Source organism: Kocuria tytonis, assembly GCF_003226895.2.
Lineage (GTDB): Bacteria > Actinomycetota > Actinomycetes > Actinomycetales > Micrococcaceae > Kocuria > Kocuria tytonis.
The window spans coordinates 115,750-141,908 of the sequence record NZ_PNJG02000004.1 but is presented as its reverse complement, the minus strand read 5'-3'; the positions used below and the strand labels follow the sequence as shown (position 1 = coordinate 141,908).

Below are 26,159 nucleotides of genomic sequence, written 5' to 3'. Positions count from 1 at the left end.
CGCCATGATCCTCAAACGCCTGGGAGTCTCGGTCTTCGTGCTGCTGGCCGTGTCCCTGCTGGTCTTCGTGTTCACGCTCATGCTGCCCGGGGACCCCGCCCAGGCGATCCTGGGGCAGCAGGCCACGCCGGAGCGGCTGGCCGCGCTGCGTGAGCAGCTGCACCTCAACGACCCCTGGTACACCCGCTACCTCACGTGGCTGGGCGGGTTGTTCACGGGGAACCTCGGCACCTCCGCGGCCACGGGCGGCTCCGTGAACGCGCTGCTCGCGAGCAAGCTCTCCGCCTCGATGGTGCTGCTGGTGATCTCCGCCGTGGTGGCCATCCCGGTGGGACTGTTGCTGGGCACGTGGTCCGCAATGCGCCGCGGCCGGGCCTCGGACCAGACGCTCACCGGGTTCTCCCTGGTGCTCGCGGCGCTGCCGGAGTTCGTGATCGGTGTGGTGCTGACCACCCTGCTGTCCACCACGGTGTTCAAGCTGCTGCCCTCCGTGACCATGGCGGCCCCGGGGATGCGGGTGTGGGACTACCCGCTGCAGCTGATCCTGCCGTCGCTCACCCTCATCCTGGTGGTGGTGCCGTACATGATCCGCATGACCCGCACCACCATGATCGACGTCCTGGACTCCGGGTACGTGGAGATGGCCCGGCTCAAGGGGCTGCCGGAGCGCCAGGTGATCTTCAAGCACGCGCTGCCGCACGCCATCGGGCCGGTGGCGCAGGTGGTGGCCATGCAGCTCGCGTGGCTGGCCGGCGGCATCGTGGTGGTGGAGTTCCTGTTCCGCTACCCCGGGCTCGGCCAGGCCATGGTGGACGCCGTGAACAACCGGGACGTGCAGGTGGTCCAGGCGCTGTCCATGCTCATCGCCGCGTTCTACGTGGTGGTGAACCTGATCGCCGACGTGATCGGGATCCTCGCCAATCCCAAACTGCGGACGGAGACCCGCTCATGAGCCTGAAGAATCCCATGACACCGTCCACGGGGCAGCTGGCGCAGCAGTCCTTCGGCCACTCGGAGTCCCGCGGGGACGCCCGTCCCGTGTCCTTCGCCCGCAGGGTGCTGGACCAGCCCGCCGCCAAGCTGGGCTTCGTCCTCACCGGGCTCGTGCTGCTCGTGGCCGTGGTGGGCCCGTTCGTGGTGCCGGCCTGGACCGGGTACGGCTCCAACTCGTTCGCGGGCAAGCCTTTCCGGACCGGCGTGTTCGGCACCGACAACCTCGGGAGGGACGTGCTGTCCCGGTTCCTGGAGGGTGGCTGGCGGCTGCTGATGTACTCCGCGCTCGCCACGGTGCTGGGCGTGGGCCTCGGCGCCGTGCTGGGCATGTTCGCGGCCTTCCGCCGCGGCTGGCTGGACGCCGTGATCATGCGCTTCGGGGACGTGCTGCTGGCCATCCCGCAGCTCGTGTTCGCGCTGCTCGCCGTGACCGTGCTGGGACCCAAGGGCTGGGTGCTCGTGCTGGTCATCGGTGTCACGCACGCCCCGCGCGTGGCCCGCGTGATCCGCTCGGCCACCTCCGGCGTGGTCTCCGAGGACTACGTGCTGGCCTCCCAGATGTACGCCGTGCCGCAGTGGAAGATCCTCTCCCGGGACGTGGTGCCCAACATCATGGGGCCGCTCATGGTGGAGGTGGGGCTGCGCTTGACGTACTCGATCGGCGCCGTGGCCTCTCTGTCCTTCCTGGGCCTCGGCATGCAGCCGCCCACCCCGGACTGGGGGCTGATGATCAACGAGAACCGGATCGCCCTGTCCCTGCAGCCGTGGGGTGTCATCCTGCCGGTCATCGCGATCGCCGTGCTCACCGTGGGCACCAACCTGATCGCCGACGCCGTGGCCGGCGCCTCCGCGGGCCGCGTGCGCTCCACCCGGTCCGCCCGGAAGAAGTCTGCGACGGCCGCGCGCGGTGTGACGGCGACGTCGCCGGACCCCGCCCTGAGTGCCGCCCCCGCGCAGGGCGCCGCCCCCGGGGAGACCCCGGCCCCCGAGCAGAACGCGACGAAGGAACTGTGATGAGAAGGTCCGAACAGAAGGCCCGCGACAGGGTGCGGGGCACCGCCGTTCCCCGCGCCACGGTGGACACCGCCATCACGGCGTCCCACCTGAGCCTGGGGGTCACCGGCGGGGACCTGATCCTCGACGACGTGAGCTTCCGGCTGCGCCCGGGCCGGATTCTCGCGCTCGTGGGGGAGTCCGGCTCCGGCAAGACCACCGCGGCGCTCGCGTGCATGAACCACCTGCGGGCGGGTCTGGAGCTGCGCGGCGGCACGGTGGAGCTGCAGGAGGGGGCATCGCGCTTCCACCGTGACGCCGTGGACCTTCTCACGCTGCCCGAGGCGAAGATGCGACGGCTGCGCGGCGGGACCATCGCGTACGTCCCCCAGGATCCCGCGCTGTCCCTCAACGGGTCCCTGCGCGTGGGGGAGCAGATCGCGGAGGTGCTGCGCGCCCACGAGTTCGGCCGCAACGCCCACGAGCGGGACGACCGCGTGGCGGAGGTGCTCTCCGAGGTGGGGCTGCCCAGCGACCGCGAGTACCAGCGCCGCTTCCCGCACCAGCTCTCGGGCGGGCAGCAGCAGCGCATCGGGATCGCCATGGCGTTCGCGTGCCGCCCCGCGGTGATCATCCTGGACGAGCCCACCACCGGCCTGGACGTGGCCACCCAGGACCTGGTGCTCAAGACCATCTACCAGCTGACCACCAAGCACGACGTCGCCGGGCTGTACATCACCCACGACCTCGCCGTGGTGGCCCGCGTGGCCAACGACGTGGCCGTGATGCTGCACGGCCGCATCGTGGAGGACGGCCCGGCCGAACGGCTGCTCCGCCGCCCCGAGCACCCTTACACGCGGGCGCTGCTGGACGCGGTGCCGGACATGCAGGGCGCCCGGGACATGGGCGGCGGGCCCGCCGTGAGCCCCGTGGCCGCGGTGCGTGCGCCGTGGGACCGCGGCAGAGCCGCGCCCGGTCAGATGGCCGCGTCCGCATCCGGCACTCCCGCCGGCACGGCGGACGACGCCGCGGCGACCACCGGAACCGGCCACCCCGAAAACGGTGCGGCGGTGCGCGAACGGGGCGCGGGCGGCGTCGTCGGCACGGGCAGGCAGGACGCCCCCGTGGTGCGGTTGCGGGATCTGCGCATGGCGTACGGGTCCGCGGTGATCCTGGACGGCATCAACCTGGACCTGGAAGCCGGGCAGACCACCATGCTGCTCGGGGAGTCCGGGTCCGGGAAGACCACCCTCTCCCGCAGCGTGGCCGGACTGAACGACGGCTACACCGGGGACGTGCTCCTGGACGGGGAGGTGCTCGCCCCCAGCACGCGGCGGCGCAGCAACGAGCAGCGCCGCAGGATCCAGTACGTGTTCCAGTCCCCGTTCTCGTCCCTGAACCCGCGGCGCAGCATCGGGGACTCGCTGCAGGTGCCGCTGCAGATGAGCGGGGACCTGAGCCGGGAGCAGCGCCGGGCCGCGGTGGCGGACGCGCTGGACGCGGTGCGGCTGGGACGCAGCTACATCGACCGTCGCCCCGGGGAGCTCTCGGGCGGTGAGCGGCAGCGTGCGGCGGTGGCGCGGGCGCTCGTGAACGCGCCATCGGTGCTGGTGTGCGACGAGATCACCTCCGCGCTGGACGTGTCCGTGCAGGCGTCCGTGATCGAGCTGCTGCGGGAGCTGCAGCACGAGCGCGGGCTGGCCATGCTGTTCGTGACCCACAACATCGCGCTGGCCCGGCACATCTCGCACAGGCTGGCGGTGCTGGAACGCGGCACACTGGTGGACTACGGCCCCACGGACAGTGTGCTGCGCAACCCCCGGCACGAGTACACCCGGTCCCTGCTGCGCCACGTCCCCACGCTGGAGGAAGCCGGCTGAGGGCTGCGGTGATGCGCCGGGTGCGGGAGGTGTTCGCGCACCACCTGGGTGAGTCGTGCGGCGGGATGTCCTTCTGTGTGTACCGGGACGGGCGGCCGCTGCTGCGCCTGCACGGCGGCTCCTTCGAGCGCCGGGAATCGCCCGCGGACCGCATCGGGCGGCCGTGGGACGAGCACACCCTGGCCGTGATGTTCTCCGGGACCAAGGGGCTCACGGCCACCGTGGTGGCGCTGCTCGTGGACCGCGGTCTGCTGGACGTGACCGCACCCGTGGCCACTTACTGGCCGGAGTTCGCCGCGGCCGGCAAGCAGCGCGTGAGAGTGGCGCAGCTGCTGGACCACACGGTGGGCCTCGTGTACACGGACCCCGAACCGGCCACGGGAATGCTGGACGTCCCCGCCCACGCGGCGGCGCTGGCCGCACAGCAACCCCTGTGGGAACCGGGCAGCAGGGTGGCCTACCACGCGGTCACCTTCGGCTACCTCGTGGAGGAACTCGTGCTGCGCGTCACGGGCCGCCGCGTGGGGGAGCTGCTCCGCGACCTCGTGGCGGAGCCGCACGGGCTGGACCTGCACCTGGGGCTGCTGCCGGAGCTGGAGGACCGGGTGTCCCCGGTGTTCCGGGCCCCCGGGTACGCCATCAGCACGTTCCTGGCGGACCCCCGACGCCGCGCACTCGTGGACCGCATGTACGGCACGGCCCTGCTGCGGGAGGAGCTGCCCGCGAACACCCGCGCCTACCACGCGAGCGGCCTGGCCTCCGGAGCGGGGATCGGCGGCGCGGATGCCATGGCGCGCTTCTACTCCCTGCTGGTCTCCGGGGAGCTCGTGACGCCGCGGACCCGGGACCTCTTCACCCGCACGTGGTCCCGGGGGATCGACGCCGTGAACGACCGCCCCGTGGCCTTTGGACTGGGCTTCGAGGTCCAGGACGAGCTGCGCACCTACGGTCCCGTGGAGCGGGCCTACGGCCACTCCGGCGCCGGTGGCTGCCTCCACGGGGCGTGGCCGGACGCGGGCCTCGGCTTCTCGTTCCACACCAACGAGATGCGCGGCGAGAACACGGACCGGAGGGCCAAGGACCTGCTGGACGCGCTGGCCGACGGCTGAGAGCGGTTCCACCGGGATCCCCGCGCCGAGTGGTGGCGCGGGTGCGTTCAAATGGTGCGCACGGGCTGACGACCACTCTGGCGCTCAGCCCTCCCGCTGTGCCAGCGCGATCAGTTCTGCGGTGAGGCCCTGCGTGGTGCGGGGGCCGTTCCACACCGCCCGCAGCCGACGGCGCAGGTTCAGCACCGTGGGCACCTGCACCAGGGTTCCTGCGGCCACGGCGTCGTCCACGGCCAGCCGACTCAGCACGGCTGGAGCGGATCCCGCCTGCACGCTGACCCGGACGGCCGCGTTGCTGGGCATCTCCAGCAGGGACGTCACGGGCCGGCCGAGGGCGTGATCCAGCACCAACCGGGTGCCGGAACCGGCCTCGCGGGTGATGAGCGGGGTGCCCGCGAGCTCGGCCGTGGTCACCGGGTCCTCGCGTGTGCCCCACGGGTGCTGCGGGGGCGCCACGAGCACGAGCTCGTCCCGGGCCACCACCGCGTGGTGCAACCCCGCGGGTGGTCGGGGGCTCTCGATGAATCCCAGGTCCGCGGAGCCGTGCAGCACGTCCCGGGCCACCTCGTGGGAGTTGTGCACGGTGACCTGCACCGTGGCGTCCGGGTGGGCCGTGCGCAGGGCGGCCAGCCACCGGGGGAGCAGGTGCTCGGCCACGGTCTGACTGGCCGAGACCCGCAGCGAGCGGGAGCGGGAGGTGTCCTGCGCGAGGAGGGCGGCGCCGTCGACCAGCTGGTGGGAGGCGGTGACCACGGCCCGCGCCCACTCCGTGACCAGCAGACCGGCCGGGGTCAGCGTGGACCCCCGGGTGGAGCGGTGGAGCAGGGGAACACCGAGCGTGCGTTCCAGGCGGGCCATGGAACGGCTGGCACTGGGTTGGGCGGTGCCCACGGCGCGCGCGGCGCCGGCCAGGCTGCCGTGGTCCGCGACCGCCACGAGGATCTCGAGTGCGGCGACGTCGGGCCAGTGGGACATGTCCGCAGGCTATACCCCGGATGCCGGACCGAGGACTACTGCCGGAGTGTGACGCGCCGCATCCTGAAGTGATGACCCAGCCCTCGCACCCCGCTCCCGCAGTCCATGCACCCGCCGCGCAGCGCCCGCCGACGAGCGCCGCGAAGCCCGCCGGCGTGGTGCCCCTGCCGGGTCCGCAGTGGTACGGCTCCCTCATGGGCACGGGCATCGCGGCGACCCTCACGCAGACCCTGAGCGGGGATCTGCCCGGCGCCCGGGCGCTCGCGGTGGTGCTGCTCGTGACCGGCTGGTTCGTGTTCGTGGGCCTGACCGCGGCGTTCGCGGCGCGGATCGCCCGACGCCCGGCGGTGCTGGCGCAGACCATCCGGGACCTCCCGGTGCTCGCCACGTGGGGCATGGTGTCCATGGGCGTCCTCGCCCTGGGGTCGGCGACCGCCACGGTGGTGCCCGCCCACTGGCCCTCGCTCGCGTCGTCCGCGTGGGCGGTGGACGGCGTGCTGTGGAGCGTGGGCACCGTGCTGGGCATCCTCACGGCACTCGGGTTCGCCGTACGACTGATCGGCCGTGACGTGGGCGCACCCACCACCACGTGGGGGCTGCCGATCGTGCCGCCCATGGTCTCCGCGACCACCGGCGCCGCACTCGTCCCCCACCTGGCCACCCGCCCCGCGCAGCTGCTGCTCGTGATCGTGGCCGTGGCGTGCTTCTTCCTGGCGCTGGTCCTGGGCATGGTGGTGTTCGCGGTGGCCTACCACCACCACTGGCGGGTGGCCCCGCTGCCGCTCGCGGCCTCCACCAGCGCGTGGATCCCGCTGGGCGTGGTGGGCCAGTCCACAGCGGCGGCGCAGGCGCTCGCGGTGCAGGCGCAGCACTTCGTGCTCCCCGAGGACGCGGGCACGCTGACCTGGCTCGCGAACCTCTACGGGACCGTCATGCTCACCCTGGGGGTGCCCCTGATCGCCTGGGCCACGGTCATGACACTGCGCGGATTCCGCAACGGGATGCCCTTCTCCCCGGGCTGGTGGGCGCTGACCTTCCCCGTGGGCACGGTGTGCCTGGGGCTGCACGGCATGGCGGGTGGCACCGGCGTCCGGGCGTTCGGGATCGCCTCGGACGTCGTCTGCCTGGTGCTGCTGTTCAACTGGGCCCTGTGCGCGGTGGCCACGGTGCGGGCGGTCAGGGCCCACACCGTGGGCACGTCGCGGGCACCGGTCGCGGCGCACGGGTGACGTGCCGGGCGGACCGCCGGGGCGGCGTCGTCCGCTCGTTTCCGGCGCCCACGACGCCGCCCCGCCCGGTGTGACCGCTGCGACACCCTGCGCTCCGGCTGGCTAGCATGGGGGTCATGAAGGCTACCGAAGAATCGCTCGTCCGCCCCCAGATCCAGGGCCACACCGGGGTGCTCACCCTCACCCGGGAGAAGACCCTGAACGCGCTGAACCGCAGCATGTACCACCAGCTCGTCAACGCCCTGCAGATGTGGCGTGACGATCCCGCCATCACCGAGGTGGTCGTGCGCTCCGAGCTGCCCAGGGCGTTCTGCGCCGGTGGTGACATCAAGGAGGTCCGCACCGCCGCACTGGAGGGCCACGAGGACGAGATCCGGGACGCGTTCGGCACCGAGTACTCCATGAACGCGATCATCGCCCGCTACCCCAAGCCGTACGTGGCCATCATGAACGGCATCGTGATGGGCGGCGGCATGGGGCTCTCGGTCCACGGCTCGCACCGGATCGTCACGGAAACCACGCAGCTGGCCATGCCGGAGACCGCCATCGGCTTCTTCACGGACGTGGGTGCCAGCTACTTCCTGCCGCGGGTCACCCGCGGTGCCGGGGCGGCCATTGCCGACGACGCCGCCCGCCGCGAATCCCTCGCCGTGGCCCGGTACCTCGGGCTGGGCGGTGTGCGGATCACGGGAGCGGACGCCATCGCCCTGGGCCTGGCGGACGTGTTCATCGACTCCGCGGACGTGGACGCGTTCGTGGCGACCGTGATCACCGATGGTGTGGACGCCGCCGTGCAGAAGTACTCGAAGGACGCCCCGGAGTCCGAGTTCCCCGCCCGGTGGGACGAGATCGTGAAGACCTACGGCGCGGACACCCTTGAGGAGGTCGTGCAGAACGCGGGCTCGGACCTGGACGGCATGAGCCCCACCTCGCTGGCCCGCGTGTTCGAGCTGCTGAACAAGGGCTCCGAGGACGACGACGTGGTCTCCTGCCTGGAGCGCGAGCTGCGCATGGCGGAGGACACCGCCGTGGGCCACGACTTCATGGAGGGGGTGCGCGCCATGGTGGTGGACAAGGACAAGAACCCGCAGTGGGAGCCGGCCACCGCCGCCGAGGTGGACGAGGACCGCATTCGGGCGCTCGCGGAGGAGAAGTCCGAGCTGCCCATTCGGGTCTGACCCAGCAGACCCCCCACTCCCGCAGACCCCCTGAGGACGCCGCCGCCCCGCGCACGAGGACGTGTACGGGGCGTCGTGCTGCGTGGAGCATGCCGCTGCAGCGGCTCTTCGTCGCTTCCGGCGCACGCCCGTTCCCGGCCCTGCGGGCTCGACCGGGCGGTGTTGGCGTTGCCACCGGACTGCCCGGGCCCTGGGCCGGGAAGGGGCCGGTGCCCGCGTGGTGAGGTTGCGCGCGGAGCCGGCCGTGCGGCGTCGTCGTGCCCGGGGTGTCAGCCCAGGGGCGACGGGGTCTGGGAGGTGTCCGGGGTGAGCGGGTCCGAGCCCACGGAGCCGCGGGCCCGGGCAATGGCCGCCATGAGGTGGTAGACCACCAGGGTGGCGGCGGTGCCCAGGGCGATGCCCGCGAAGTCCAGCCCGGCCACGGACCACGTGTAGTTGCCGATGCCCACGATCATGGCGATCGCCGCGGTGGTGAGGTTCACCGGGTTGGAGAAGTCCACGCGGTTCTGCACCCAGATCCGCACGCCGAGCATGCCGATCATGCCGTAGAGCACGGTGGCCGCGCCGCCCAGCACACCTTGTGGAACGGTCGCCACGGCCGCGCCGAATACGGGAGTGACGCTGAGCAGGAGGGCCACCAGGGCGGCCACCCAGTACGCGGCCGTGGAGTACACGCGGGTGGCGGCCATGACCCCGATGTTCTCCGCATACGTGGTGGTGCCGGAACCACCACCGGCGCCCGCGATCATGGTGGCCAGGCCGTCGGACATGATGGCGCGGCCGGTGTAGGGGTCCAGGTCGTCCCCGGTCATCAGCGCCACGGACTTCACGTGGCCGATGTTCTCCGCCACGAGCACCAGGATCACGGGGATGAACAGCCCGGCCATGCTGAGGTGGAACTCGGGGCTCTGGAACTGGGGCAGCCCGAACAGTCCCTGTTGCTCCCACGCGGCCCGGATAGCGTCGAACTTCACCTCGCCGCGCAGCACCGCGGTGAGGTAGCCGATGGCCACGCCCAGCAGGATGGACAGCCGCCCCAGCAGGCCGCGGAAGAGCACCGAGATCAGGATGATCGAACCCAGGGTCACCAGTGCGGTGACGGGCGCGGCCGTGAAGTTCTCCTTGGCGGACGGCGCCAGGTTGAAGCCGATCAGCGCCACGATGGTGCCCGTGACCGCCGGGGGCATGAGCCTCTGCAACCACCCCGTGCCCGCCACCTGCACGAGCACGCCGATCAGGAACAGCGCGGCTCCCGCCATGATCACGCCGCCCAGCGCCCCACCCGGGCCGTACTGGTTCACGGATGCGGTGATCGGGGCGATGAACGCGAACGAGGACCCCAGGTAGCTGGGCACCCGCCCGGCGGTGACCACCAGGAACAGCACCGTGCCGATGCCCGAGAAGAACAGCGTGGTGGCCGGCGGGAAGCCCGTGAGCAGCGGCACCAGGAACGTGGCGCCGAACATCGCCACCACGTGCTGCGCGCCGATCGAGATGGTCCGCGGCCACGCCAGCCGCTCCCGCGGGGTCACCACGTCCCCGGGGGCCACGTGCTTGCCGTCCCCGTGCAGCCGCCAGGACAGTCCCAGCTTCTCGACGACGCCGCCACGCCGGTTCTCGGCGTGCGGATCCTGCTGCTCCCCGCCCGGTGACGGGGTCCGTGCGGGGGAAACCGGCGTGCTCATGGGCGCTCCTTGTCATGGGCGGGCGCGGGGTGCCGCCCCGAGGATTCTAGTGCGCGAGTGATGAGCGGGGGGGGGGTCGTGAGGGGCGCGGAGGTGGCGGGTGCGCGGGTGGCGGTGGTGCGGCGTCGGCGTCCCCTGACGGGCGGACTACGGGCGAGTAGGGTGAGTGACGGGGGCCACGCCCGTGGTCCTCGGGCCCGCGGGAGGCCACCTTCCCCGGGCGTGACTCGCACAGAAGTGGGGAAGACACCATGGCTGAACTGACCAACGTGGCCGTGATCGGCTCCGGGGTGCTCGGATCGCAGATCGCGTTCCAGTCCGCGTACTTCGGCAAGACCGTGACCGTGTACGACATCAGCGACGAGATCATCGGGGCGCTGCCCGGCAAGTGGGAGAAGCTCGCCCTGCTGTACACGCGGGACATGGCGGCCACGCCGGAGCAGCTGGACGCGGCCAAGTCCCGGCTGAGCGGGACCACGGACCTGGCGGCCGCGCTGGCGGACGCGGACATCGTGATCGAGGCCGTCCCCGAGAACCTGGAGCTCAAGAAGAAGGTCTGGGCGCAGATCGGTGAGGCGGCACCGGAGAAGACCATTCTCTGCACCAACTCCTCCACGCTGCTGCCCAGCGACATCGCGGAGTCCACCGGGCACCCGGAGCGGTTCCTGGCCCTGCACTTCGCCAACGAGGTGTGGCGCAACAACACCGGTGAGGTCATGGGCCACGCGGGCACGGATCCCGCCGCGGCCCAGGCCGTGCTCCAGTTCGCCGAGGAGATCGGCATGGTGCCCATCCACATCCAGAAGGAGCAGGCGGGCTACATCCTCAACACCCTGCTGGTCCCGTTCCTCACGGCGGCGTCCTACCTGTGGGTCAACGACATCGCACAGGCCGAGGACATTGACAAGACGTGGCGCACCGCCACCGGCTCGCCCCTGGGGCCCTTCCAGATCCTGGACCACGTGGGCATGGAGACCTACTACCAGATCAACATGAATGCCGGGACCGAGGACTCCAAGCGCGTGGCGGAGCGCGTGAAGCGCGAGTTCATCGACAAGGGCCACATGGGCCGCAGCTCCGGGCAGGGGTTCTACACCTACGAGTGATGTGATGACGGGAGCGCCGTCCAGCGCCCGGGTTCACGCCGTGCGCCCGCCGGTGCGGTGCTCCCACCCGCGCGGTGCTCCCACCACCCGTTGCAACAGCTGAGCAGATGCAGATTCCGGAGCGGTTTTCTGCATCTGCTCAGCTGTTGCAGGGGCGGGATTCGGCGCCGGAGGAGGGTGCTCGGGGGAACAGGGTTCGGCGTGGGACCCCGGCAGCTCCCGCAGGTCCATGAATAATGAACGGCATGACCCAGGACGCCTTCGGAGAACTGCTCGACAAGCTCTACTACGGGGCGCTGGACACCCGTGACCGCGGGGACAAGTTCGAGCGCCTGATGCGCTCCTACCTGCTCACGGACCAGGCGTACTCGTTCTCCAAGGTGTGGCTGTGGAACGAGTACCCGGAGCGCGGCAACCGCTCGGACATCGGCGTGGACCTGGTGGGTGTCCGCGCCGACACGGGCGAGAAGGTGGCGATCCAGTGCAAGTTCAAGGATCCGGACAAGGTGATCGCCAAGGGGGACGTCGACTCCTTCATCTCCGCGTCCGCCACCGCTGAGTTCGGTGAGCGGCTGATGGTCTCCACGTCCCGCACAGAGCTGGGTGGCAACGCCCGCAAGACCATCGAGAACCTGGACAAGCCGTGGTCCACGGTGGGGCTGGATCAGCTGGCAAATGCCCCCATCGACTGGTCCCAGTTCAACCTGGACCAGCCGGACCACATGGTGCGCACGGACGAGGGCAAGTCCCCGCGCCCGCACCAGCTGCAGGCCATGGCCGCGGTGCGGGAGGGCTTCGCGGAGCATGATCGCGGCAAGCTCATCATGGCGTGCGGCACGGGCAAGACGTACACCTCCCTGCAGATCATGCAGGAGCAGACCCCGGAGAACGCCACGGTGCTGTTCCTGGTGCCGTCCATCTCCCTGCTCTCGCAGACGCTCACGGAGTGGAAGCGGGATGCCTCCGAGGAGTTCCGCGCGTTCGCGGTGTGCTCGGACGTGAAGGTGGGCAAGAACACCGCGGATGACATCTCCTCCACGGATCTTGCGCTGCCGGCCACCACGAGCGCGGAGCGCCTGATCACCCAGCTCAACCGCTTCCCGGACTACGCGGGGCGCACCGTGGTGTTCTCCACGTACCAGTCCATCGACGTGCTGCACGAGGCGCAGCAGATGGGTTTCCCGGACTTCGACCTCATTGTCTGCGACGAGGCCCACCGCACCACGGGTGCCACGCTGGCCGGCCAGGAGGACTCCGCGTTCGTGCGCGTGCACGACCAGTCCTTCATCCGCGGCACCAAGCGCCTCTACATGACGGCCACACCGCGCGTGTTCGACGAGGGCACCCGGAAGAAGGCGGAGGAGAACTCCGTGGTGGTCGCGTCCATGGACGACGACACGCTGTTCGGTCCCGAGTTCCACCGCCTCGGTTTTGGTGAGGCCGTGGAGGGCGGTCTGCTCAGCGACTACAAGGTCCTGGTGCTCGCGGTGGACGAGGCCGCGATCACGCGCCAGTTCCAGGAGCTGCTCACGGACGAGGACGGCCAGCTCAGCATTGACGACGTCGCCCGCATGGTCGGCTGCTGGAAGGGCCTCTCCACGCGCGGTTCCGGCCGGGGCCGCGGGGACGACGACGCCGCACCGCACCCGGGTGCCCCGGCTCCCATGCGGCGCGCGGTGGCGTTCGCCTCCAACATCCGGGAGTCGCAGCGGGTTGCTGACGCGCTGGAGCGGGTGAGCGAGCAGCTCACGCAGGACAACCCGCAGGACCTGGTGCTGCGTGCCGAGCACGTGGACGGCACCATGAACGTGGCGCAGCGGGGTGAAAAGCTGCGGTGGCTGGAGGCCGAGCCCGAGCAGGACGAGTGCCGCATCCTCACCAACGCGCGGTGCCTGTCCGAGGGCGTGGACGTGCCCAGCCTGGACGCGGTGATGTTCCTCAACCCCCGCAACTCGCAGGTGGATGTGGTGCAGTCCGTGGGACGGGTGATGCGCCGGGCCAAGGACAAGGACTACGGGTACATCATCCTGCCGGTGGGCATCCCCTCCGGGGTGGCTCCGGAGGCCGCGCTGAAGGACAGCAAGAAGTACAAGGTCATCTGGTCCGTGCTCAACGCGCTGCGCTCGCACGACGACCGCTTCGAGGCGATGGTCAACCACATCGACCTCAACCAGGACCGGGACGACCGCCTGGACGTGATCCCGGTGACCGTGGACGACGACTCCACGGTGGTGGTCCCCACCAACGAGCACGGCGAGCAGACCGTGCTGGATCTGCCGTTCGAGAACGCGCAGGAGTGGCGGGACGCCATCTACGCCAAGATCGTGCAGAAGGTGGGGGACCGCGAGTACTGGGAGAACTGGTCCGCGACCATTGCGGAGGTGGCGGCCAAGCACACCGAGCGGATCACCGCCTTGGTCACCCAGGACCCCTCCCCGGAGGTCGCGGAGCAGTTCGACACGTTCGTGGCGGCACTGCGGGCCAACCTCAACGACGGCATCTCCACCACGGACGCGATCTCCATGCTGTCCCAGCACCTGATCACCAGGCCGGTGTTCGACGCGCTGTTCGAGGGCTACGACTTCGCCGCGCACAACCCGGTGTCCGTGGTGATGCAGCGAATGGTGGACACGCTGGCCGGGAACAACCTGGAGTCCGAGACGGCCACGCTGCAGTCCTTCTACGACAGTGTGCAGCGCCGCGCCACGGGGATCGACAACCCCGAGGGCAAGCAGCGCATCATCACGGAGCTGTACGAGAACTTCTTCACCAAGGCGTTCCCCAAGCAGGCGGACGCCATGGGGATCGTGTACACCCCGGTGGAGATCGTGGACTTCATCCTGCGCTCGGTGGACGAGCTCTCCCGCCGGCACTTCGGGGTGGGGCTCACGGACCGGGACGTGCACGTGCTGGACCCGTTCACGGGCACCGGCACGTTCATGGTGCGGCTCATCGAGTCCGGCATCATCGAACCCCACGACCTGGCCCGCAAGTACGCGGAGGAGCTGCACGCCACCGAGATCATGCTGCTGGCCTACTACATTGCGGCCATCAACATCGAGGCCACGTACCACGGCGTGCAGGGCGGGATGTACGTCCCGTTCGAGGGCATCGTGCTGGGGGACACGTTCCAGATGTCCGAGGACCGGGACGTGATCGACAGCGAGGTGTTCACCGGCAACAACTCCCGCGCGCAGAAGCAGCTGGACGCGGACATCCGGGTGGTGGTGGGCAACCCGCCCTACTCGGTGGGCCAGACCAGCGCGAACGACAACAACGCGAACCTCGCCTACCCCACGCTCGACGCCCGGATCCGGGACACGTACGCGGCGCTCGGCAGCGGGCAGAACAAGAACAGCCTCTACGACTCCTACGTGCGCGCTCTGCGCTGGGGCTCCGACCGGATCGGGGGCCGGGGCATTCTGGCCTACGTGACCAACGGCGGGTACATCGACGGGAACTCGGCGGACGGCATCCGGAAGTCGCTGATGCGGGACTTCGACCGGCTGTACGTGTTCAACTTCCGGGGCAACCAGCGCACGGCGGGTGAGCAGTCACGGCGGGAGGGCGGCAAGGTGTTCGGCAGCGGCAGCCGCGCCACCGTGGCGGTGCTGCTGGCGGTGAAGGACCCTGCCCACACCGGGGACTGTGAGCTGCGCTACCGGGACATCGGGGACTACCTCTCCCGCGAGGCCAAGCTCGAGATCATCCGCACGGCGGGGCTGAACGACGAGGGCTGGCAGACTCTGCGCCCCAACGACAAGGGGGAGTGGCTCAACCAGTCCACGGACGAGTTCCAGGAGTACGCCCCGCTGGGAGACAGAGATGGAACCTCAGATCCCCCTCCAGTACTAACTGCGTATAGCCGCGGAGTGGCGACGGGTCGTGACGCTTGGTGCTTCAACTATTCCAGGACGAAACTGATCAAAAACACGCATTCGACGGTGGACGCTTTTAATGAAACCGTTGATTCTTTCCAGCCAGGGGGGTCTTCTCGGGCGCGAAAGGAGATCGAGGCCCGGGGTCACGCAGAGTATGATCCCACGAAAATAAGTTGGAGCACGGAGTTGTTCCGCGAGCTGGTTCATAAAAACAGGATGGCAGTCGAAGACAAGGGATTTCGACTTAGCTCATACAGGCCGTTTTTGCGCCAAAACCTTTACTTTGACCAAAAATTGAATTCGCGCCGTTACCAGTTGCCCAAGATGTTCCCGACCCCGAAGCACGAGAACTACGGGTTCTACGTGGTGGGTATGGGATCCGCCGTTCCGTTCTCTGTTCTCGCGCTGGATCAGATCCCGGACCTCTACGTCACGGGTGCGGGCAGCGGCGGCCAGTTCTTCCCCCGCTACACCTACGAGCCCCTGGACACCCCCGCCGAGAACGAGGACCCCACGGAACTGGACCTGGGGCTGGGCGGAAGCGAGAGCGGCGTCGTCGTGGACGGGTACCGGCGGATCGACAACGTGACGGACGAAACTCTGGCGCGCTACACCGAGGCCTTCGGGGAGGGCGTGAGCAAGGACGAGATCTTCGCGAGCGTGTACGCGCAGCTGCACGACCCGGCCTACCGGCAGACGTACGCGGCGGACCTCAAGCGCCAGCTGCCGCGTATTCCGCTGCCCGGCTCCGCCGAGGACTTCCGGGCGTACGCGCGGGCGGGGCGCGAGCTCATGGACCTGCACATCGGCTACGAGACCGTGGAGCCGTACCCGCTGACCGAGTCCCACAGCACGGGCGACGAGTCCGACCCCGCGTTCTACCGGGTGACGACAATGCGCTGGGGCGGCACGGGCAGGTCCAGGGACCGCTCGGTGATCGTGTACAACGGCAACGTCACGCTCAGCGGCATCCCGGACGCGGCCCACGAGTACATGCTGGGCTCGCGCTCCGGGCTGGAGTGGCTGCTGGACCGGTACCGGGTGAAGACGGACAAGGCGTCGGGCATCGTGAACGATCCCAACGACTGGGCGCTGGAGCACGAGAACCCCCGCTACATCGTGGACCTGATCAAGCGGGTGACCACGGTGAGCGTGCGGACCATGGAGATCGTGAAGGGGCTGCCGGGGACGGCGTGAGACCGGGCCACCACCGTGCCAGCGGTCCTGTCCAGGGTTGCCGGTCGCTGGCAGCCGCGCACCGGGCGCGACGGTCACGGTGAAGACAACGATTCAGCCCACGGTAGGAGAGTGAACACATGACCAGCCTGAAAGATCTCATCGAGCACGAGCTGCTGTTTCCGGGCGAGCAGCTTGAATCGAGGTCGCCCACCTGGCCCGCGAGAGCGTCGCTCACCGCAGACGGATCCGTCCTGTACGACGAATCGTCCTACCGCACGCCGTCCGCTGCAGCCAAAGCGGTGCGGCGGGGCGGAGCGACTAATGGGTGGTCCTTCTGGTACGTGCAGCGCGACTCCGAGGCCGTGCCGCTGGCCGCGTTGCGCTCGGCATACGAAGAGCCGGGAGGTGCCCCCGGAAGGCCCCGCCCTGGTACCGCCCGAAAGACGGGGGCCCAGGCGAGGCCGGTGCGGGACGCGGACCCGAACCGTGCGGATCCGGAGGACGAGCAGACCCAGGCGGGCGCTCCAGACGCGCACCACGACGACGCGGGTCTCATCACGGCTTTTGGCATGTTCTGGCGCCGTGACCTGGTGGACTGGTCCGTCAGCTCCACCGCTGTCCGGGTGCTGGGGCGGCAGTCCCAGGACGAGAAGGCAATCGACTTCGCACAGCAGATCGGTGTGTACCTGCTCCACGACGGAGCACGAACTATCTACACCGGTCGGGTCTCCAGCCCCCGACTTGGAGCGCGCCTGGCGGAGCACACCAAGGACCGGCTGTCCGGTCGCTGGGACAGGTTCTCCTGGTTTGGGCTGCGCCCCGTGCTGAGCACAGGAGTGCTCGGTGCCGCAGGGTCCAACTTCGGGACCGACCTGGTGGTGGCCACCATGGAGGCCATCCTGATTGAGGGTCTCGAACCGCCGCAGAACCGCCGGCAGGGGGACGGCATGACGGGCCAGGAGTACACACAGGCCGAGGATCCGAGCCTGCAGGAGCAGGACCTCATGGCCACCCTGCTGAAGCAGCTGCAGAGCCGGCGCCGCTGACGAGTTCCCTGGGGTAAAACAGAGCGGCCGTGCCCTTCTGTTCTCCGTTGCGTTCCGTGTTTTTGAGGCCCCGAGCAGCTTGGCGGGGTTGCGCGCCCCAACCACAACCGCTGCACAGCATTCTGGGCCCCTCCCGCTGCGATCCGCCCGCGGCAGTCCTCCGGGATCTGCACTACCCCGCTACCCTGAACCCGTGCACCCCGCAGAGCTGAGCCCGGCCACCCAGGACTACCTGAAGACCATCTGGCGGCTGGGCGAGTGGGAGCCGGAGCGGGTGACCACCACGTCGCTGGCCGCGCGGATGGGTCTGGCGGCCTCCACCGTGTCCGAGGCGCTGAAGAAGCTCACCGCACAGGGCCTGGTGACCCGGCCCGCATACGGGGTCGTGGAGCTGACCGCCGAGGGACGTGACGTGGCGGTGCACATGGTGCGCCGGCACCGGATCCTGGAGATGTTCCTGGCCACCGAGCTGGGCTACGCGTGGGACGAGATCCACGACGAGGCAGAGGTCCTCGAGCATGCCGTCACCGACCGATTCATCGACCGTGTGGACGCCAAGCTCGGCCATCCCGGCACGGACCCGCACGGGGACGTGATTCCCACCCGGGACGGGGTCATCACCCCGGCGCCGGCGGTCCCCCTGGCGGACGTGGTCGGGCCGGCCCGGGTGCGCGTCACGCGGGTCTCGGACGAGAACCCCCGGACCCTTCGGCGGCTGTCCCGCGCGGGGATCGGCCCGGGATCGCGGGTGAGTGTGCTCCCGGACCCGTCCGACGCCGCGAAGGTGCGCGTGCGCGCGGAGGCACCCCAGGCGCCGTCGGGCACCGGTGCCACGGCCGAGCGGGTGCCCACGGACCCGGGTGCCGCACGGCAGTCCTCGGGGGACGACGTCGTGGACCTGGACATCCTCGTGGCCGAGGCGGTGTGGGTGCGTCTGCAGGACCACCCGGGCTGAGCCGTCCGGCTCCACCGCCCCGCAGGACCACTCCATCCCGGGTGCGCGGCCTCGGCGCGGACCGGTGTGCCGCGCCCCTGTGATGTCGCGAAGGTTAACGAACGGCAAGCGGGGAATGTCCTACGCTTGAATCCACATTGACAGAGGGAGCGGTGCGGCAGCAGCGACAAGCGGTGCGGGCCCACGCAGAACTATTCGGGAACACGGGGTCAGGAACATGTCTGAGCGTTTTCTCCGCATGAGCAGAACCGTGGGCCTGTGGGCGGGGCGGGGCGTCGCCTACGCGCTGATCTGGCTGGGGCTCGTGCTTCTCGCGGCCGCCGCGGTGATCAGGCACTACTGGGGCCCCATCTCCGTGGGGCAGATGCTCATGAACCTGGTGTCCGTGCAGACGGACGGCGGGGGCGGGTCCATCGTGTGGGTGGCCGTGCTGGTGATCGGGGTCCTGCCCGTTCTCGTCACCGCGCTCATCGCCGTGGTCCGCCACAGGTGGGGCCGCAGCTCCCGGGCGGAGCGGCGCGGCCGCTCCGCGCGGGTGGCACTGCGTTCGGCCTCTGCGCTGGCGGTGGCCGCGGTGGTCGTCACGGGCACCGCGAGCTTCGCCTCGGCCGTGGGCCTGCGGCAGTACGTGCAGGCCGCGAAGTCCCCCCACGACATCGGGGCCCAGTACGTCCGCCCCACCGTCACGGCCGACGCGCACAAGCTCAACCTCGTCGTCATCTACCTCGAGTCCGGTGAGGCCACCCTGGCGGACGACCAGCTCTTCGAGAAGAACGCGTTCGCCCCACTTGAGAACGCGACACCGCCCTCCCAGGGCTGGCGCAGCGTGGCCGACTTCCAGCAGTACGAGGGCGGCGGGTGGACCATGGCCGGGATGGCGTCCACCCAGTGCGGCATCCCGCTCAAGGGATCGGGCGCGGGCATGGGCGCCTCCGACATCGGCGTGGGCATGGACCAGTACCTGGGCGGGGTCACATGCCTGGGGGATGTCCTGCAGGACCACGGCTACAAGAACGTGTTCCTGGGCGGCGCCAACTCCTCCTTCGCGGGCAAGGGCACGTTCCTGCGCAGCCACGGCTACACCGAGGACAAGGGGCTGGCGGACTGGCGGGCCGCGGGTGAGCCCGAGAAGAACTTCCGCGGCGACTGGGGCCTGAGCGACGAGCGCCTGATGTCCCACGCCAAGGACGAGATCGACCGGCTGCACGCGGACTCCGAGCGCACGGGGCAGCCCTTCAACCTGTCCATGCTGACGCTGGACACCCACGAACCCGTCCACGTCTACGACTCCTGCGACGTGGACACCCAGAACCAGGTCACGTCCGTGTTCGCGTGCTCCATGTCCCAGGTGGCCGGATTCGTGGACCACATGAGGTCCCGGGGCTACCTGGAGGACACCTCCGTGGTGATCATGGGCGACCACCTCAAGCACATGAGCGCGGGGGACGCCTTCCACGAGCAGCTGGACGACAACCCCCACCGCACCATCTTCAACCGTGTGTGGATCCCGGGGGGCTCGCCCCGGGAGCCCCTGCGCTCCGGCGCGGACCAGCTGAACATGTACCCCACGCTCCTCGAGGCCGCCGGTCTCTCCGTGCGCGACGGCGCCGCGGGCCTCGGCGTGTCCGTGCGCCGGCCGACACCCCCCGAGGGCTCCGCCCAGGCCATGGCACCGGAGGACTACCGGGACCTGCTGGACTCGCTGTCCTCGGACTTCTACACCCGGGCCTGGGACGCGCAGAACCCGGTGGGCTAGTCCGAGCTCCGGGAGCTCCTGGCCTCGGACACCGCCGTGCGCGCCCGGGCGCGGAGCTGGACCGCTCCGTCCCGAGCGCGGCGCATTCCCCGGTACGCCGCGTAGCGGGCGCGGCTGACGGGCACGTCCCACGTGCCGCCCAGTGCCACGTCCGCGCCCCCGAAGGAGCGCTTGAACGCGCTGAACCCCGTCCACGGGTGATCGGGCCGGCTCAGGGGCGCGATGCCGAAGAGGTCGCCGACGGACTGGCCCTGCGCCGCGGCGTCGAGCAGCGCCTGGGCGATCAGCGGCTGGTTGGGCCGCAGCTTGCGCACCGCCGCGTCCATGCCGGAGTGCGCGAAGATCCGCGTGGTGGGGGAGTCGTAGGTGAGCAGGGCGCTGACCACCGTGCCGTCCACGGAGCTCAAGTACGCCGTGCAGCTGCCGGAGGGCCCCAGGGAGCGGGCCGCGGTGCGCAGGTACTCGGAGGTCTGGGCCGTGAACCCCTTGCGCCCCGCGGTGCGGTGCAGCAGCTCGATCACGGCGTCCGCGGCGCTGGGGTGCGAACTGGACGAGAGGGTGAGGCCCTTGTCCCGGTGCCGCCGCCAGAGGTTGCGGTTGGTGCCCGTCATGGCCTTGAGGATCGCCTCGGGCGGGCGGGTGAGATCCACCCAGCGGGTGTGGGCGGGCTGGATGTCACGCGGAGCGGGGCGGGCGCCGTGCGCCCGGAGCAGGGCCACCAGGGAGGCCGCCGTGGCGTTCTGGCGCTGCACCGCGTTCCTGAAAGGCGTCTGCGCCGGGGCGGGCAGCTGCGGCTCCACCCGCAACCACCCCACGGACTCGGCGCGGGCGGCCTCCCGCAGGGCCTCGAGAGCGTCCGTGAGCGCCGCCGGATGCTCCAGCACGGGACCGTAGGGCGCGTACCAGATCCTGCCGGCACGGGATCGCTCCTCCACCACCAGGGCATCCCACCCGGGCCCGTGGAGCCTGTGGGTGCTGCGCCCCAGATCGGTCTGGAAACGCTCCCAGGGCTCGGACTGCAACATGCTGGAGGGGCCCAGAAGATTCGTGGAATCCGGGCGGGCGGGGGTGGACCTCATGCGGGGGTGTCATCCTTCGGTGATGTGCCCCCGGGGCGAGGGGTCTGCCACGGTGCCGCGAGGGTCGCCCCTCATTGAATACGCATACTTATCAGCGGTCAACACCTCCTCCCGCACCCGCCCGGTGCGGGAGGAGGTGCCACCTCAGCCGATCACGGAGTCCACGAGCGCCTTGGCCTCCCGCTGCACCTGCTTCAGGTGCTCCTCGCCCTTGAAGGACTCCGCGTAGATCTTGTACACGTCCTCCGTGCCGGAGGGGCGGGCCGCGAACCAGGCGTTCTCGGTGGTGACCTTGAGCCCGCCGATCGCCGCACCGTTGCCGGGTGCCTCCGTGAGCTTGGCGGTGATGGGCTCACCGGCCAGGGTGTCCGCGGTGACCTGCTCGGCGGAGAGCTTCTTCAGTGCCGCCTTCTGCTCGCGGTTCGCCGGGGCGTCGATGCGCTGGTACACGGGATCCCCGAACTGCTCCGTGAGCTCCCGGTAGCGCTGGGACGGGGTCTTGCCGGTGGTCGCGAGGATCTCCGCGGCGAGCAGCGCCAGGATGATGCCGTCCTTGTCCGTGGTCCACACCGAACCGTCCCGGCGCAGGAACGAGGCACCCGCGGACTCCTCCCCGCCGAAGCCGGTGGAGCCGTCCAGCAGGCCGGGCACGAACCACTTGAAGCCCACGGGGACCTCGTCCAGGCGGCGGCCCAGGGACTCGGCCACGCGGTCGATGATCGAGGAGGACACCAGGGTCTTGCCCACCCCGGCATCCGCGCGCCAGCTGTCCCGGGTGCGGTAGAGGTGGTCGATGGCCACCGCGAGGTAGTGGTTGGGGTTCATGAGCCCCGCGTCCGGGGTGACGATGCCGTGGCGGTCGCTGTCCGCGTCGTTTCCCGTGGCGATGTCGTACCTGTCCCGGGCCCCGATCAACGATGCCATGGCCGAGGGGGAGGAGCAGTCCATGCGGATCTTCTCGTCCCAGTCCAGGGTCATGAAGGCCCACTGCGGGTCCACGGTGGAGTTCACCACCTCCAGGTTCAGCCCGAAGCGCTCTCGGATCTCCTCCCAGTACGCCACCGACGCCGAGCCCATGGGGTCGGCGCCGATGTGCACGCCGGCGGCCCTGATGGCCTCCAGGTCGATGATCTCGGGCAGCGCCGAGACGTAGCCGTCCAGGAAGTCGAACGTCCCGGTGGTTTCGGCGGCCTTCGCCTCCTCCAGGGGCACGCGCCGCACGCCCTCCAGGCCCGCCTCGATGAGCTCGTTGGCGCGGTCCGCGATCCACCCGGTGGCGTCCGTGTCCGCGGGGCCACCGTGCGGGGGGTTGTACTTGAAGCCACCGTCCGTGGGCGGGTTGTGGGACGGGGTGATCACGATCCCGTCCGCGCGGTCCTCGGGCTGCGAGGCGTTGTGGGCGAGGATCGCGTGGGACAGCGCCGGGGTGGGCGTGTAGCCGTCCCGCGAGTCCAGCAGGGTGCGCACGCCGTTCGCGGCCAGCACCTGCAGGGCGGTGTCCTGTGCGGGCCCGGACAGCGCGTGGGTGTCCCTGCCCATGAACAGCGGTCCGGTGATGCCCTGCCCGGCGCGGTACTCCACGATCGCCTGCGTGATCGCCGCGATGTGGTGCTCATTGAACGAGGTCTTCAGCGAGGAACCACGGTGCCCGGAGGTCCCGAACACCACGCGCTGGTCCGGGTTCCCGGCGTCCGGCACCCGCTCGGTGTAGGCCGCCAGGAGCTGGTCGATGTCCACGAGGTCACTGGGTTGGGCAACGGTGCCCGCACGGTTGGTCATGGCACCAACCTAGTCCCGAATGCCCCTCCCGTCAGGCCGTGTGCCGCACGGTTTCGGGCCCCGCCCCCGCCGCGGCGGACGACGACGCCGCACGGCCACCTCCCGCGCGCGGGCGGCGCCGTGCGCGGAGGGGCGCTCAGGCGACGAGGTACGCGTGCGGCGTCGTGGGCGGGTCCAGCTGGGCGGCCAGCGCGAGCAGCTGCGCCTCCGAGGACGCGCGCCCCACCAGCTGCACGCCCATGGGAACCGGCCCGGGGTAGTCCCCGGACCCGGGGGTGCGCCACGTGGTGGGCACCGTGATGGCGGGCAGCCCGATCACGTTCACCACCGAGGTCCACGGCGTGTACTGGCACTGCCGCATGTAGTCCTGGTCCGCGCCCGCCGGATCCGCGATGTCGAAGCCCTCGTGGTACCAGCCCACGGGCCGCGGGGGCATGGCGAGAGCCGGGGTGAGAATCATGTCGAAACGGGAATACTGGCCGATCAGGTCCGCCTCGATGCCGCGCAGCACGGCGAACGCGTCTGCGAGCTCCACCGCACTGCGGGAGAGTGCGCGCTCGCGGAACGAGCGGGCGAGCCCGGTGAGCAGGTGCTCGGCGCCGTCGAGCGGCAGCTGGCCCATGGCGGTGGTCCACAGCCGGGAGAAGGCCTCGGGGTACGCGGGATCGTAGTGGAGATCGGCGTCCTCCACCGTGTGGCCCAGCGCCTCGAGACCGCGGATCCCCTCGTCCAGCGCGGCCCGCGCCTCCGGGGACACCGTGATCTCGTACGCGGCGTCGAAGGGCGAGGCCGTGCTCACGCCGATGCGCAGGGGGCGATGACCCCACGGCGCGTCGCCCTGCAGGGCGCGTTCCACGACTCGCGAGAACGAGGGTTCCGGCACGGCCACCACGGGCCGGTCGATCCGTTCGTGGCCCGGGGTGCCGCACAGCACATCCATGAGCAGGGCGGCGTCCGCCGCCGTACGGGCAATGGGTCCGTTGACCCCCAGCTGCCCGACATTCGACAGCGCATCGCTGCTGGGCACCCGCCCCCGGTTCGGTTTGAGCCCGATGAGCCCGCCCGCCGCAGCGGGAATCCGCACGGAACCGCCGCCGTCCGAGCCGATGGCCGCGGGGAGGATGCCCGCGGCCACCGCGGCGGCCTGGCCCCCGGAGGAACCTCCGGCCGAGCAGTGCAGGGCAAAGGGGTTGCGCGCCGGAGGGTACAGGCGGTTCTCGGAATAGCAGTTGAGCAGGAACTCGGGCACCTGGGTCTTCCCGAGCATCACGGCGCCGCTGTTTTGCAGGGTGGCGGCGAGCTCGTCCGAGCGTTCTGACCGCGGGATGCTTCCGTCCTCCCCGCGCGCGGTCAGCGAGCCCCACGAGGTGGGCATCCCGGCGACGTCGTGCCCGTCCTTGAGCGACTGGGGGACGCCCAGCAGGGCAGGCACGGTCGAATCACCCGTGCTCCCGCGCAGCCGCCGATCCGCGTCGCGCGCCGAGGCCAGAGCGGCCTCATGCGCGACGTGCACGAACGCCCCGATGTGCTCGTTCAGGGCATCAATGCGATCCAGTGCCGCGGAGGTCAGGGCTTCACTCGTGGTCTCACCGCGGCGCAGTGCCGCCACGGTCTCGGTCAGGGTGGGGAAGTGCTCCACGGGATCCTCTCGCGCGCGGTCGGTGAACGGTGGATCAGGCCGTGGGCGTCGTGGCGGGAGCCGAGGCTTCGGCGGTCCGGCGGCGTCGCAGGTTGCGGTGCACGAGCGGCCAGAACACGGCGAGCACGGCGACGGCCACGAGGCTCGTCCACACCTGGGTGCGGCTCGCGTCGTCCGAAACCAGCATGACGACCACGATCCCCGCGACCGCCAGCATCACGAAGATTCCGAGCCAGGGGTGCAGCCACATCTTGAGCTGGAGATTCGCGCGTTCCTCAGGGCCCATCTGCGAGCGCAGCTTCATCTGGGTGAGGGCCACGAACACGTACACGAACAGGGCCACGAGACCCGCCGAGTTCATGATGAAGTCGAAGATCCCGGACTCCGGGGCCAGGAAGTTCACGAACACCGCAGCATAGCCGCCCAGGGTAGAGACAAGCACGGCCACCACGGGCACGCCGTTCTTGGACTTCCGTGCCACGATACGCGGGGCCAGCCCTTCGACCGCGAGAGCGGAGAACATACGCGCTGCGGAATACAGTCCGGAGTTCAACACGGAGCACACCGCGGTGAAAATCACGATGCTCATGATCATCTCCGCGCCGGGCACACCGAATCGGTCGAATACGTGCGCGAACGGTGCCTGCTGGTCCGGGTCCGGCAGCTCGTTCCACGGCACGATGGTCACGATCAGCAGGATCGACCCCACGAAGAAGATCAGGATGCGCCACACCACGGCCACGGTGGCCTGGCGGATGCCCTTGGCGGGGTCCTCGGACTCCGCAGCGGCCATCACTGCGATCTCCGTGCCGAAGTAGGAGAAGATCACCACGGCCACGCCCGAGATCACGGCCCAGCCACCCTGGGGTGCGAAACCGCCGTGCTGCCACAGGTTGGGGATCGAGAAGTCGGCGCCGGGCCACAGCCCGAACGCAAACAGGGTTCCCACGGCGAGGAACGCGACGATCACCGCCACCTTGACGCTCGCGAGCCAGAACTCCACTTCCCCGAACGAACGCACGGAGATCAGGTTGGTGCCCGTGAAGATCAGCAGCAGGAGCACGGAGCTCAGCCACACGGGTATGGCTGGGAACCAGCCCGCGAGCAGCGATCCGCCCACCACGGCCTCGAACGCGATCACACCCACCCAGAAGTACCAGTAGAGCCAGCCGACGAAGTACCCGGCCCAATCGCCCAGGCTCACGCGGGCGTACTCCATGAAGGAGCCGACGGCGGGCCGGGAGGCCGCCATCTCCCCGAGCATGCGCATGGCCAGGAACACGAGCAGCCCGCCCAGCAGGTAGGAGACCACCGCCGCCGGACCCACCATGCGGATCACGTTGCCCGAGCCCACGAACAGGCTGGCGCCGATGATCCCGCCCAGCGTGATCATCGTGACGTGGCGGGAGCGCAGCGCCTTGTGGATGACCTCGGGGGAGCCACTGCCTGCTGCGGGGGCGGCAGAGCTGCGGGTCGGTACCAGGCCGTGTGGTGCTTTGCCGGTACTCATGACTGGTCCTTTCGTCCGCAGGAGGGGTGGCGGCAGTGGCTGCGGTTAGGTGATTTCTACCACAGAAGAGGCACGGGTGGCGGCGCCGTGCGCCATGCGCTGTGCGGTGCGCGGGCGCATCCGCGCCGTTGCCGCGGACCGGAACCGAGTGCGGCGGGACGGCGCCGGACCGGATGCTGGGTGACGA

At 70.3% G+C, this 26,159-nt stretch carries 17 protein-coding genes; 11 read left to right on the top strand and 6 right to left on the bottom strand.

The window, feature by feature from the left end; genetic code table 11:
* The first annotated feature begins 4 nt into the window (after nt 1-4).
* Genes C1C97_RS10830 through C1C97_RS10815 form a run of 4 tightly spaced genes read left to right on the top strand, consistent with a single transcriptional unit; the run spans nt 5 to nt 4,975 of the window.
* Nucleotides 5-952, top strand: coding sequence for an ABC transporter permease (locus C1C97_RS10830; RefSeq protein WP_407657281.1), 948 nt, complete (start codon nt 5-7; stop codon nt 950-952).
* Nucleotides 949-2,007: an ABC transporter permease gene (locus tag C1C97_RS10825; RefSeq protein WP_233542897.1), complete on the top strand. Its 1,059-nt coding sequence runs from the start codon at nt 949-951 to the stop codon at nt 2,005-2,007. Before C1C97_RS10830 ends, C1C97_RS10825 begins: the two co-directional genes overlap by 4 nt.
* On the top strand, nt 2,007-3,866 hold the full coding sequence (locus C1C97_RS10820) for an ABC transporter ATP-binding protein (RefSeq protein WP_233542896.1): 1,860 nt from the start codon (nt 2,007-2,009) through the stop codon (nt 3,864-3,866). The genes C1C97_RS10825 and C1C97_RS10820 overlap by 1 nt, the downstream gene beginning before the upstream one ends.
* Nucleotides 3,867-3,877: 11 nt before the next feature.
* Entirely contained in the window at nt 3,878-4,975 is a 1,098-nt protein-coding gene (locus tag C1C97_RS10815) for a serine hydrolase domain-containing protein (protein WP_121031811.1), read from the top strand.
* Between the two features lie 84 nt (nt 4,976-5,059).
* Here the strand turns inward: C1C97_RS10815 and C1C97_RS10810 are convergent, their stop codons facing one another.
* Nucleotides 5,060-5,950: a LysR family transcriptional regulator gene (locus tag C1C97_RS10810; protein ID WP_121031809.1), complete on the bottom strand. Its 891-nt coding sequence runs from the start codon at nt 5,948-5,950 to the stop codon at nt 5,060-5,062.
* A 71-nt stretch (nt 5,951-6,021) separates the two neighbouring features.
* On the opposite strand from C1C97_RS10810, the gene C1C97_RS10805 reads away from it, so the two are divergent.
* Nucleotides 6,022-7,179 carry a TDT family transporter gene (locus tag C1C97_RS10805; protein WP_233542894.1) on the top strand — a complete coding sequence of 386 codons (1,158 nt, stop codon included), beginning with the start codon at nt 6,022-6,024 and terminating at the stop codon, nt 7,177-7,179.
* A 116-nt stretch (nt 7,180-7,295) separates the two neighbouring features.
* Nucleotides 7,296-8,357: an enoyl-CoA hydratase/isomerase family protein gene (locus C1C97_RS10800; RefSeq protein ID WP_233542893.1), complete on the top strand. Its 1,062-nt coding sequence runs from the start codon at nt 7,296-7,298 to the stop codon at nt 8,355-8,357.
* A 269-nt stretch (nt 8,358-8,626) separates the two neighbouring features.
* Here the strand turns inward: C1C97_RS10800 and C1C97_RS10795 are convergent, their stop codons facing one another.
* Nucleotides 8,627-10,042: a uracil-xanthine permease family protein gene (locus C1C97_RS10795; protein ID WP_121031803.1), complete on the bottom strand. Its 1,416-nt coding sequence runs from the start codon at nt 10,040-10,042 to the stop codon at nt 8,627-8,629.
* Between the two features lie 251 nt (nt 10,043-10,293).
* On the opposite strand from C1C97_RS10795, the gene C1C97_RS10790 reads away from it, so the two are divergent.
* From C1C97_RS10790 to C1C97_RS10770, 5 genes are all read left to right on the top strand, one after another.
* Nucleotides 10,294-11,148: a 3-hydroxyacyl-CoA dehydrogenase gene (locus C1C97_RS10790; protein WP_110920510.1), complete on the top strand. Its 855-nt coding sequence runs from the start codon at nt 10,294-10,296 to the stop codon at nt 11,146-11,148.
* A gap of 245 nt (nt 11,149-11,393) precedes the next feature.
* A complete protein-coding gene (locus C1C97_RS10785; RefSeq protein WP_325048981.1) occupies nt 11,394-16,226 on the top strand; it encodes a DEAD/DEAH box helicase in 4,833 nt (1,610 codons plus the stop codon).
* Nucleotides 16,227-16,345: 119 nt separating this feature from the next.
* Nucleotides 16,346-17,254, top strand: a complete 909-nt coding sequence (locus C1C97_RS12210) for a restriction system modified-DNA reader domain-containing protein (protein ID WP_147406074.1) — start codon at nt 16,346-16,348, stop codon at nt 17,252-17,254.
* A 193-nt stretch (nt 17,255-17,447) separates the two neighbouring features.
* Nucleotides 17,448-18,209: a metal-dependent transcriptional regulator gene (locus C1C97_RS10775; protein ID WP_121031798.1), complete on the top strand. Its 762-nt coding sequence runs from the start codon at nt 17,448-17,450 to the stop codon at nt 18,207-18,209.
* A gap of 238 nt (nt 18,210-18,447) precedes the next feature.
* The gene (locus tag C1C97_RS10770; RefSeq protein ID WP_233542892.1) at nt 18,448-19,965 is read left to right on the top strand and encodes an LTA synthase family protein; all 1,518 of its coding nucleotides are present in this window, start codon (nt 18,448-18,450) and stop codon (nt 19,963-19,965) included.
* On the opposite strand, the gene C1C97_RS10765 is transcribed toward C1C97_RS10770, so the two are convergent.
* The 4 genes from C1C97_RS10765 to C1C97_RS10750 form a co-directional block, all read right to left on the bottom strand.
* Nucleotides 19,962-21,044: a lipid II:glycine glycyltransferase FemX gene (locus tag C1C97_RS10765; protein ID WP_121031794.1), complete on the bottom strand. Its 1,083-nt coding sequence runs from the start codon at nt 21,042-21,044 to the stop codon at nt 19,962-19,964. The genes C1C97_RS10770 and C1C97_RS10765 overlap by 4 nt on opposite strands.
* A gap of 144 nt (nt 21,045-21,188) precedes the next feature.
* The gene (gene pgm / locus C1C97_RS10760; RefSeq protein WP_121031792.1) at nt 21,189-22,823 is read right to left on the bottom strand and encodes a phosphoglucomutase (alpha-D-glucose-1,6-bisphosphate-dependent); all 1,635 of its coding nucleotides are present in this window, start codon (nt 22,821-22,823) and stop codon (nt 21,189-21,191) included.
* Nucleotides 22,824-22,959: 136 nt separating this feature from the next.
* On the bottom strand, nt 22,960-24,462 hold the full coding sequence (locus C1C97_RS10755) for an amidase (protein ID WP_121031790.1): 1,503 nt from the start codon (nt 24,460-24,462) through the stop codon (nt 22,960-22,962).
* Nucleotides 24,463-24,496: 34 nt separating this feature from the next.
* Nucleotides 24,497-25,972 carry an amino acid permease gene (locus C1C97_RS10750; RefSeq protein WP_121031789.1) on the bottom strand — a complete coding sequence of 492 codons (1,476 nt, stop codon included), beginning with the start codon at nt 25,970-25,972 and terminating at the stop codon, nt 24,497-24,499.
* Between the last annotated feature and the right edge of the window lie 187 nt (nt 25,973-26,159).

Bases quoted from the DNA above. Each gene is read 5' to 3' on its own strand.
- C1C97_RS10800 (WP_233542893.1), top strand. From the start codon at position 7,296: ATGAAGGCTACCGAAGAATCGCTCGTCCGCCCCCAGATCCAGGGCCAC.
- C1C97_RS10830 (WP_407657281.1), top strand. From the start codon at position 5: ATGATCCTCAAACGCCTGGGAGTCTCGGTCTTCGTGCTGCTGGCCGTG.
- C1C97_RS10825 (WP_233542897.1), top strand. From the start codon at position 949: ATGAGCCTGAAGAATCCCATGACACCGTCCACGGGGCAGCTGGCGCAG.
- C1C97_RS10785 (WP_325048981.1), top strand. From the start codon at position 11,394: ATGACCCAGGACGCCTTCGGAGAACTGCTCGACAAGCTCTACTACGGG.
- C1C97_RS10795 (WP_121031803.1), bottom strand. From the start codon at position 10,042: ATGAGCACGCCGGTTTCCCCCGCACGGACCCCGTCACCGGGCGGGGAG.
- C1C97_RS10765 (WP_121031794.1), bottom strand. From the start codon at position 21,044: ATGAGGTCCACCCCCGCCCGCCCGGATTCCACGAATCTTCTGGGCCCC.
- C1C97_RS10810 (WP_121031809.1), bottom strand. From the start codon at position 5,950: ATGTCCCACTGGCCCGACGTCGCCGCACTCGAGATCCTCGTGGCGGTC.
- C1C97_RS10805 (WP_233542894.1), top strand. From the start codon at position 6,022: ATGACCCAGCCCTCGCACCCCGCTCCCGCAGTCCATGCACCCGCCGCG.
- C1C97_RS10790 (WP_110920510.1), top strand. From the start codon at position 10,294: ATGGCTGAACTGACCAACGTGGCCGTGATCGGCTCCGGGGTGCTCGGA.
- C1C97_RS10750 (WP_121031789.1), bottom strand. From the start codon at position 25,972: ATGAGTACCGGCAAAGCACCACACGGCCTGGTACCGACCCGCAGCTCT.
- C1C97_RS10820 (WP_233542896.1), top strand. From the start codon at position 2,007: ATGAGAAGGTCCGAACAGAAGGCCCGCGACAGGGTGCGGGGCACCGCC.
- C1C97_RS12210 (WP_147406074.1), top strand. From the start codon at position 16,346: ATGACCAGCCTGAAAGATCTCATCGAGCACGAGCTGCTGTTTCCGGGC.
- C1C97_RS10815 (WP_121031811.1), top strand. From the start codon at position 3,878: ATGCGCCGGGTGCGGGAGGTGTTCGCGCACCACCTGGGTGAGTCGTGC.
- pgm (WP_121031792.1), bottom strand. From the start codon at position 22,823: ATGACCAACCGTGCGGGCACCGTTGCCCAACCCAGTGACCTCGTGGAC.
- C1C97_RS10770 (WP_233542892.1), top strand. From the start codon at position 18,448: ATGAGCAGAACCGTGGGCCTGTGGGCGGGGCGGGGCGTCGCCTACGCG.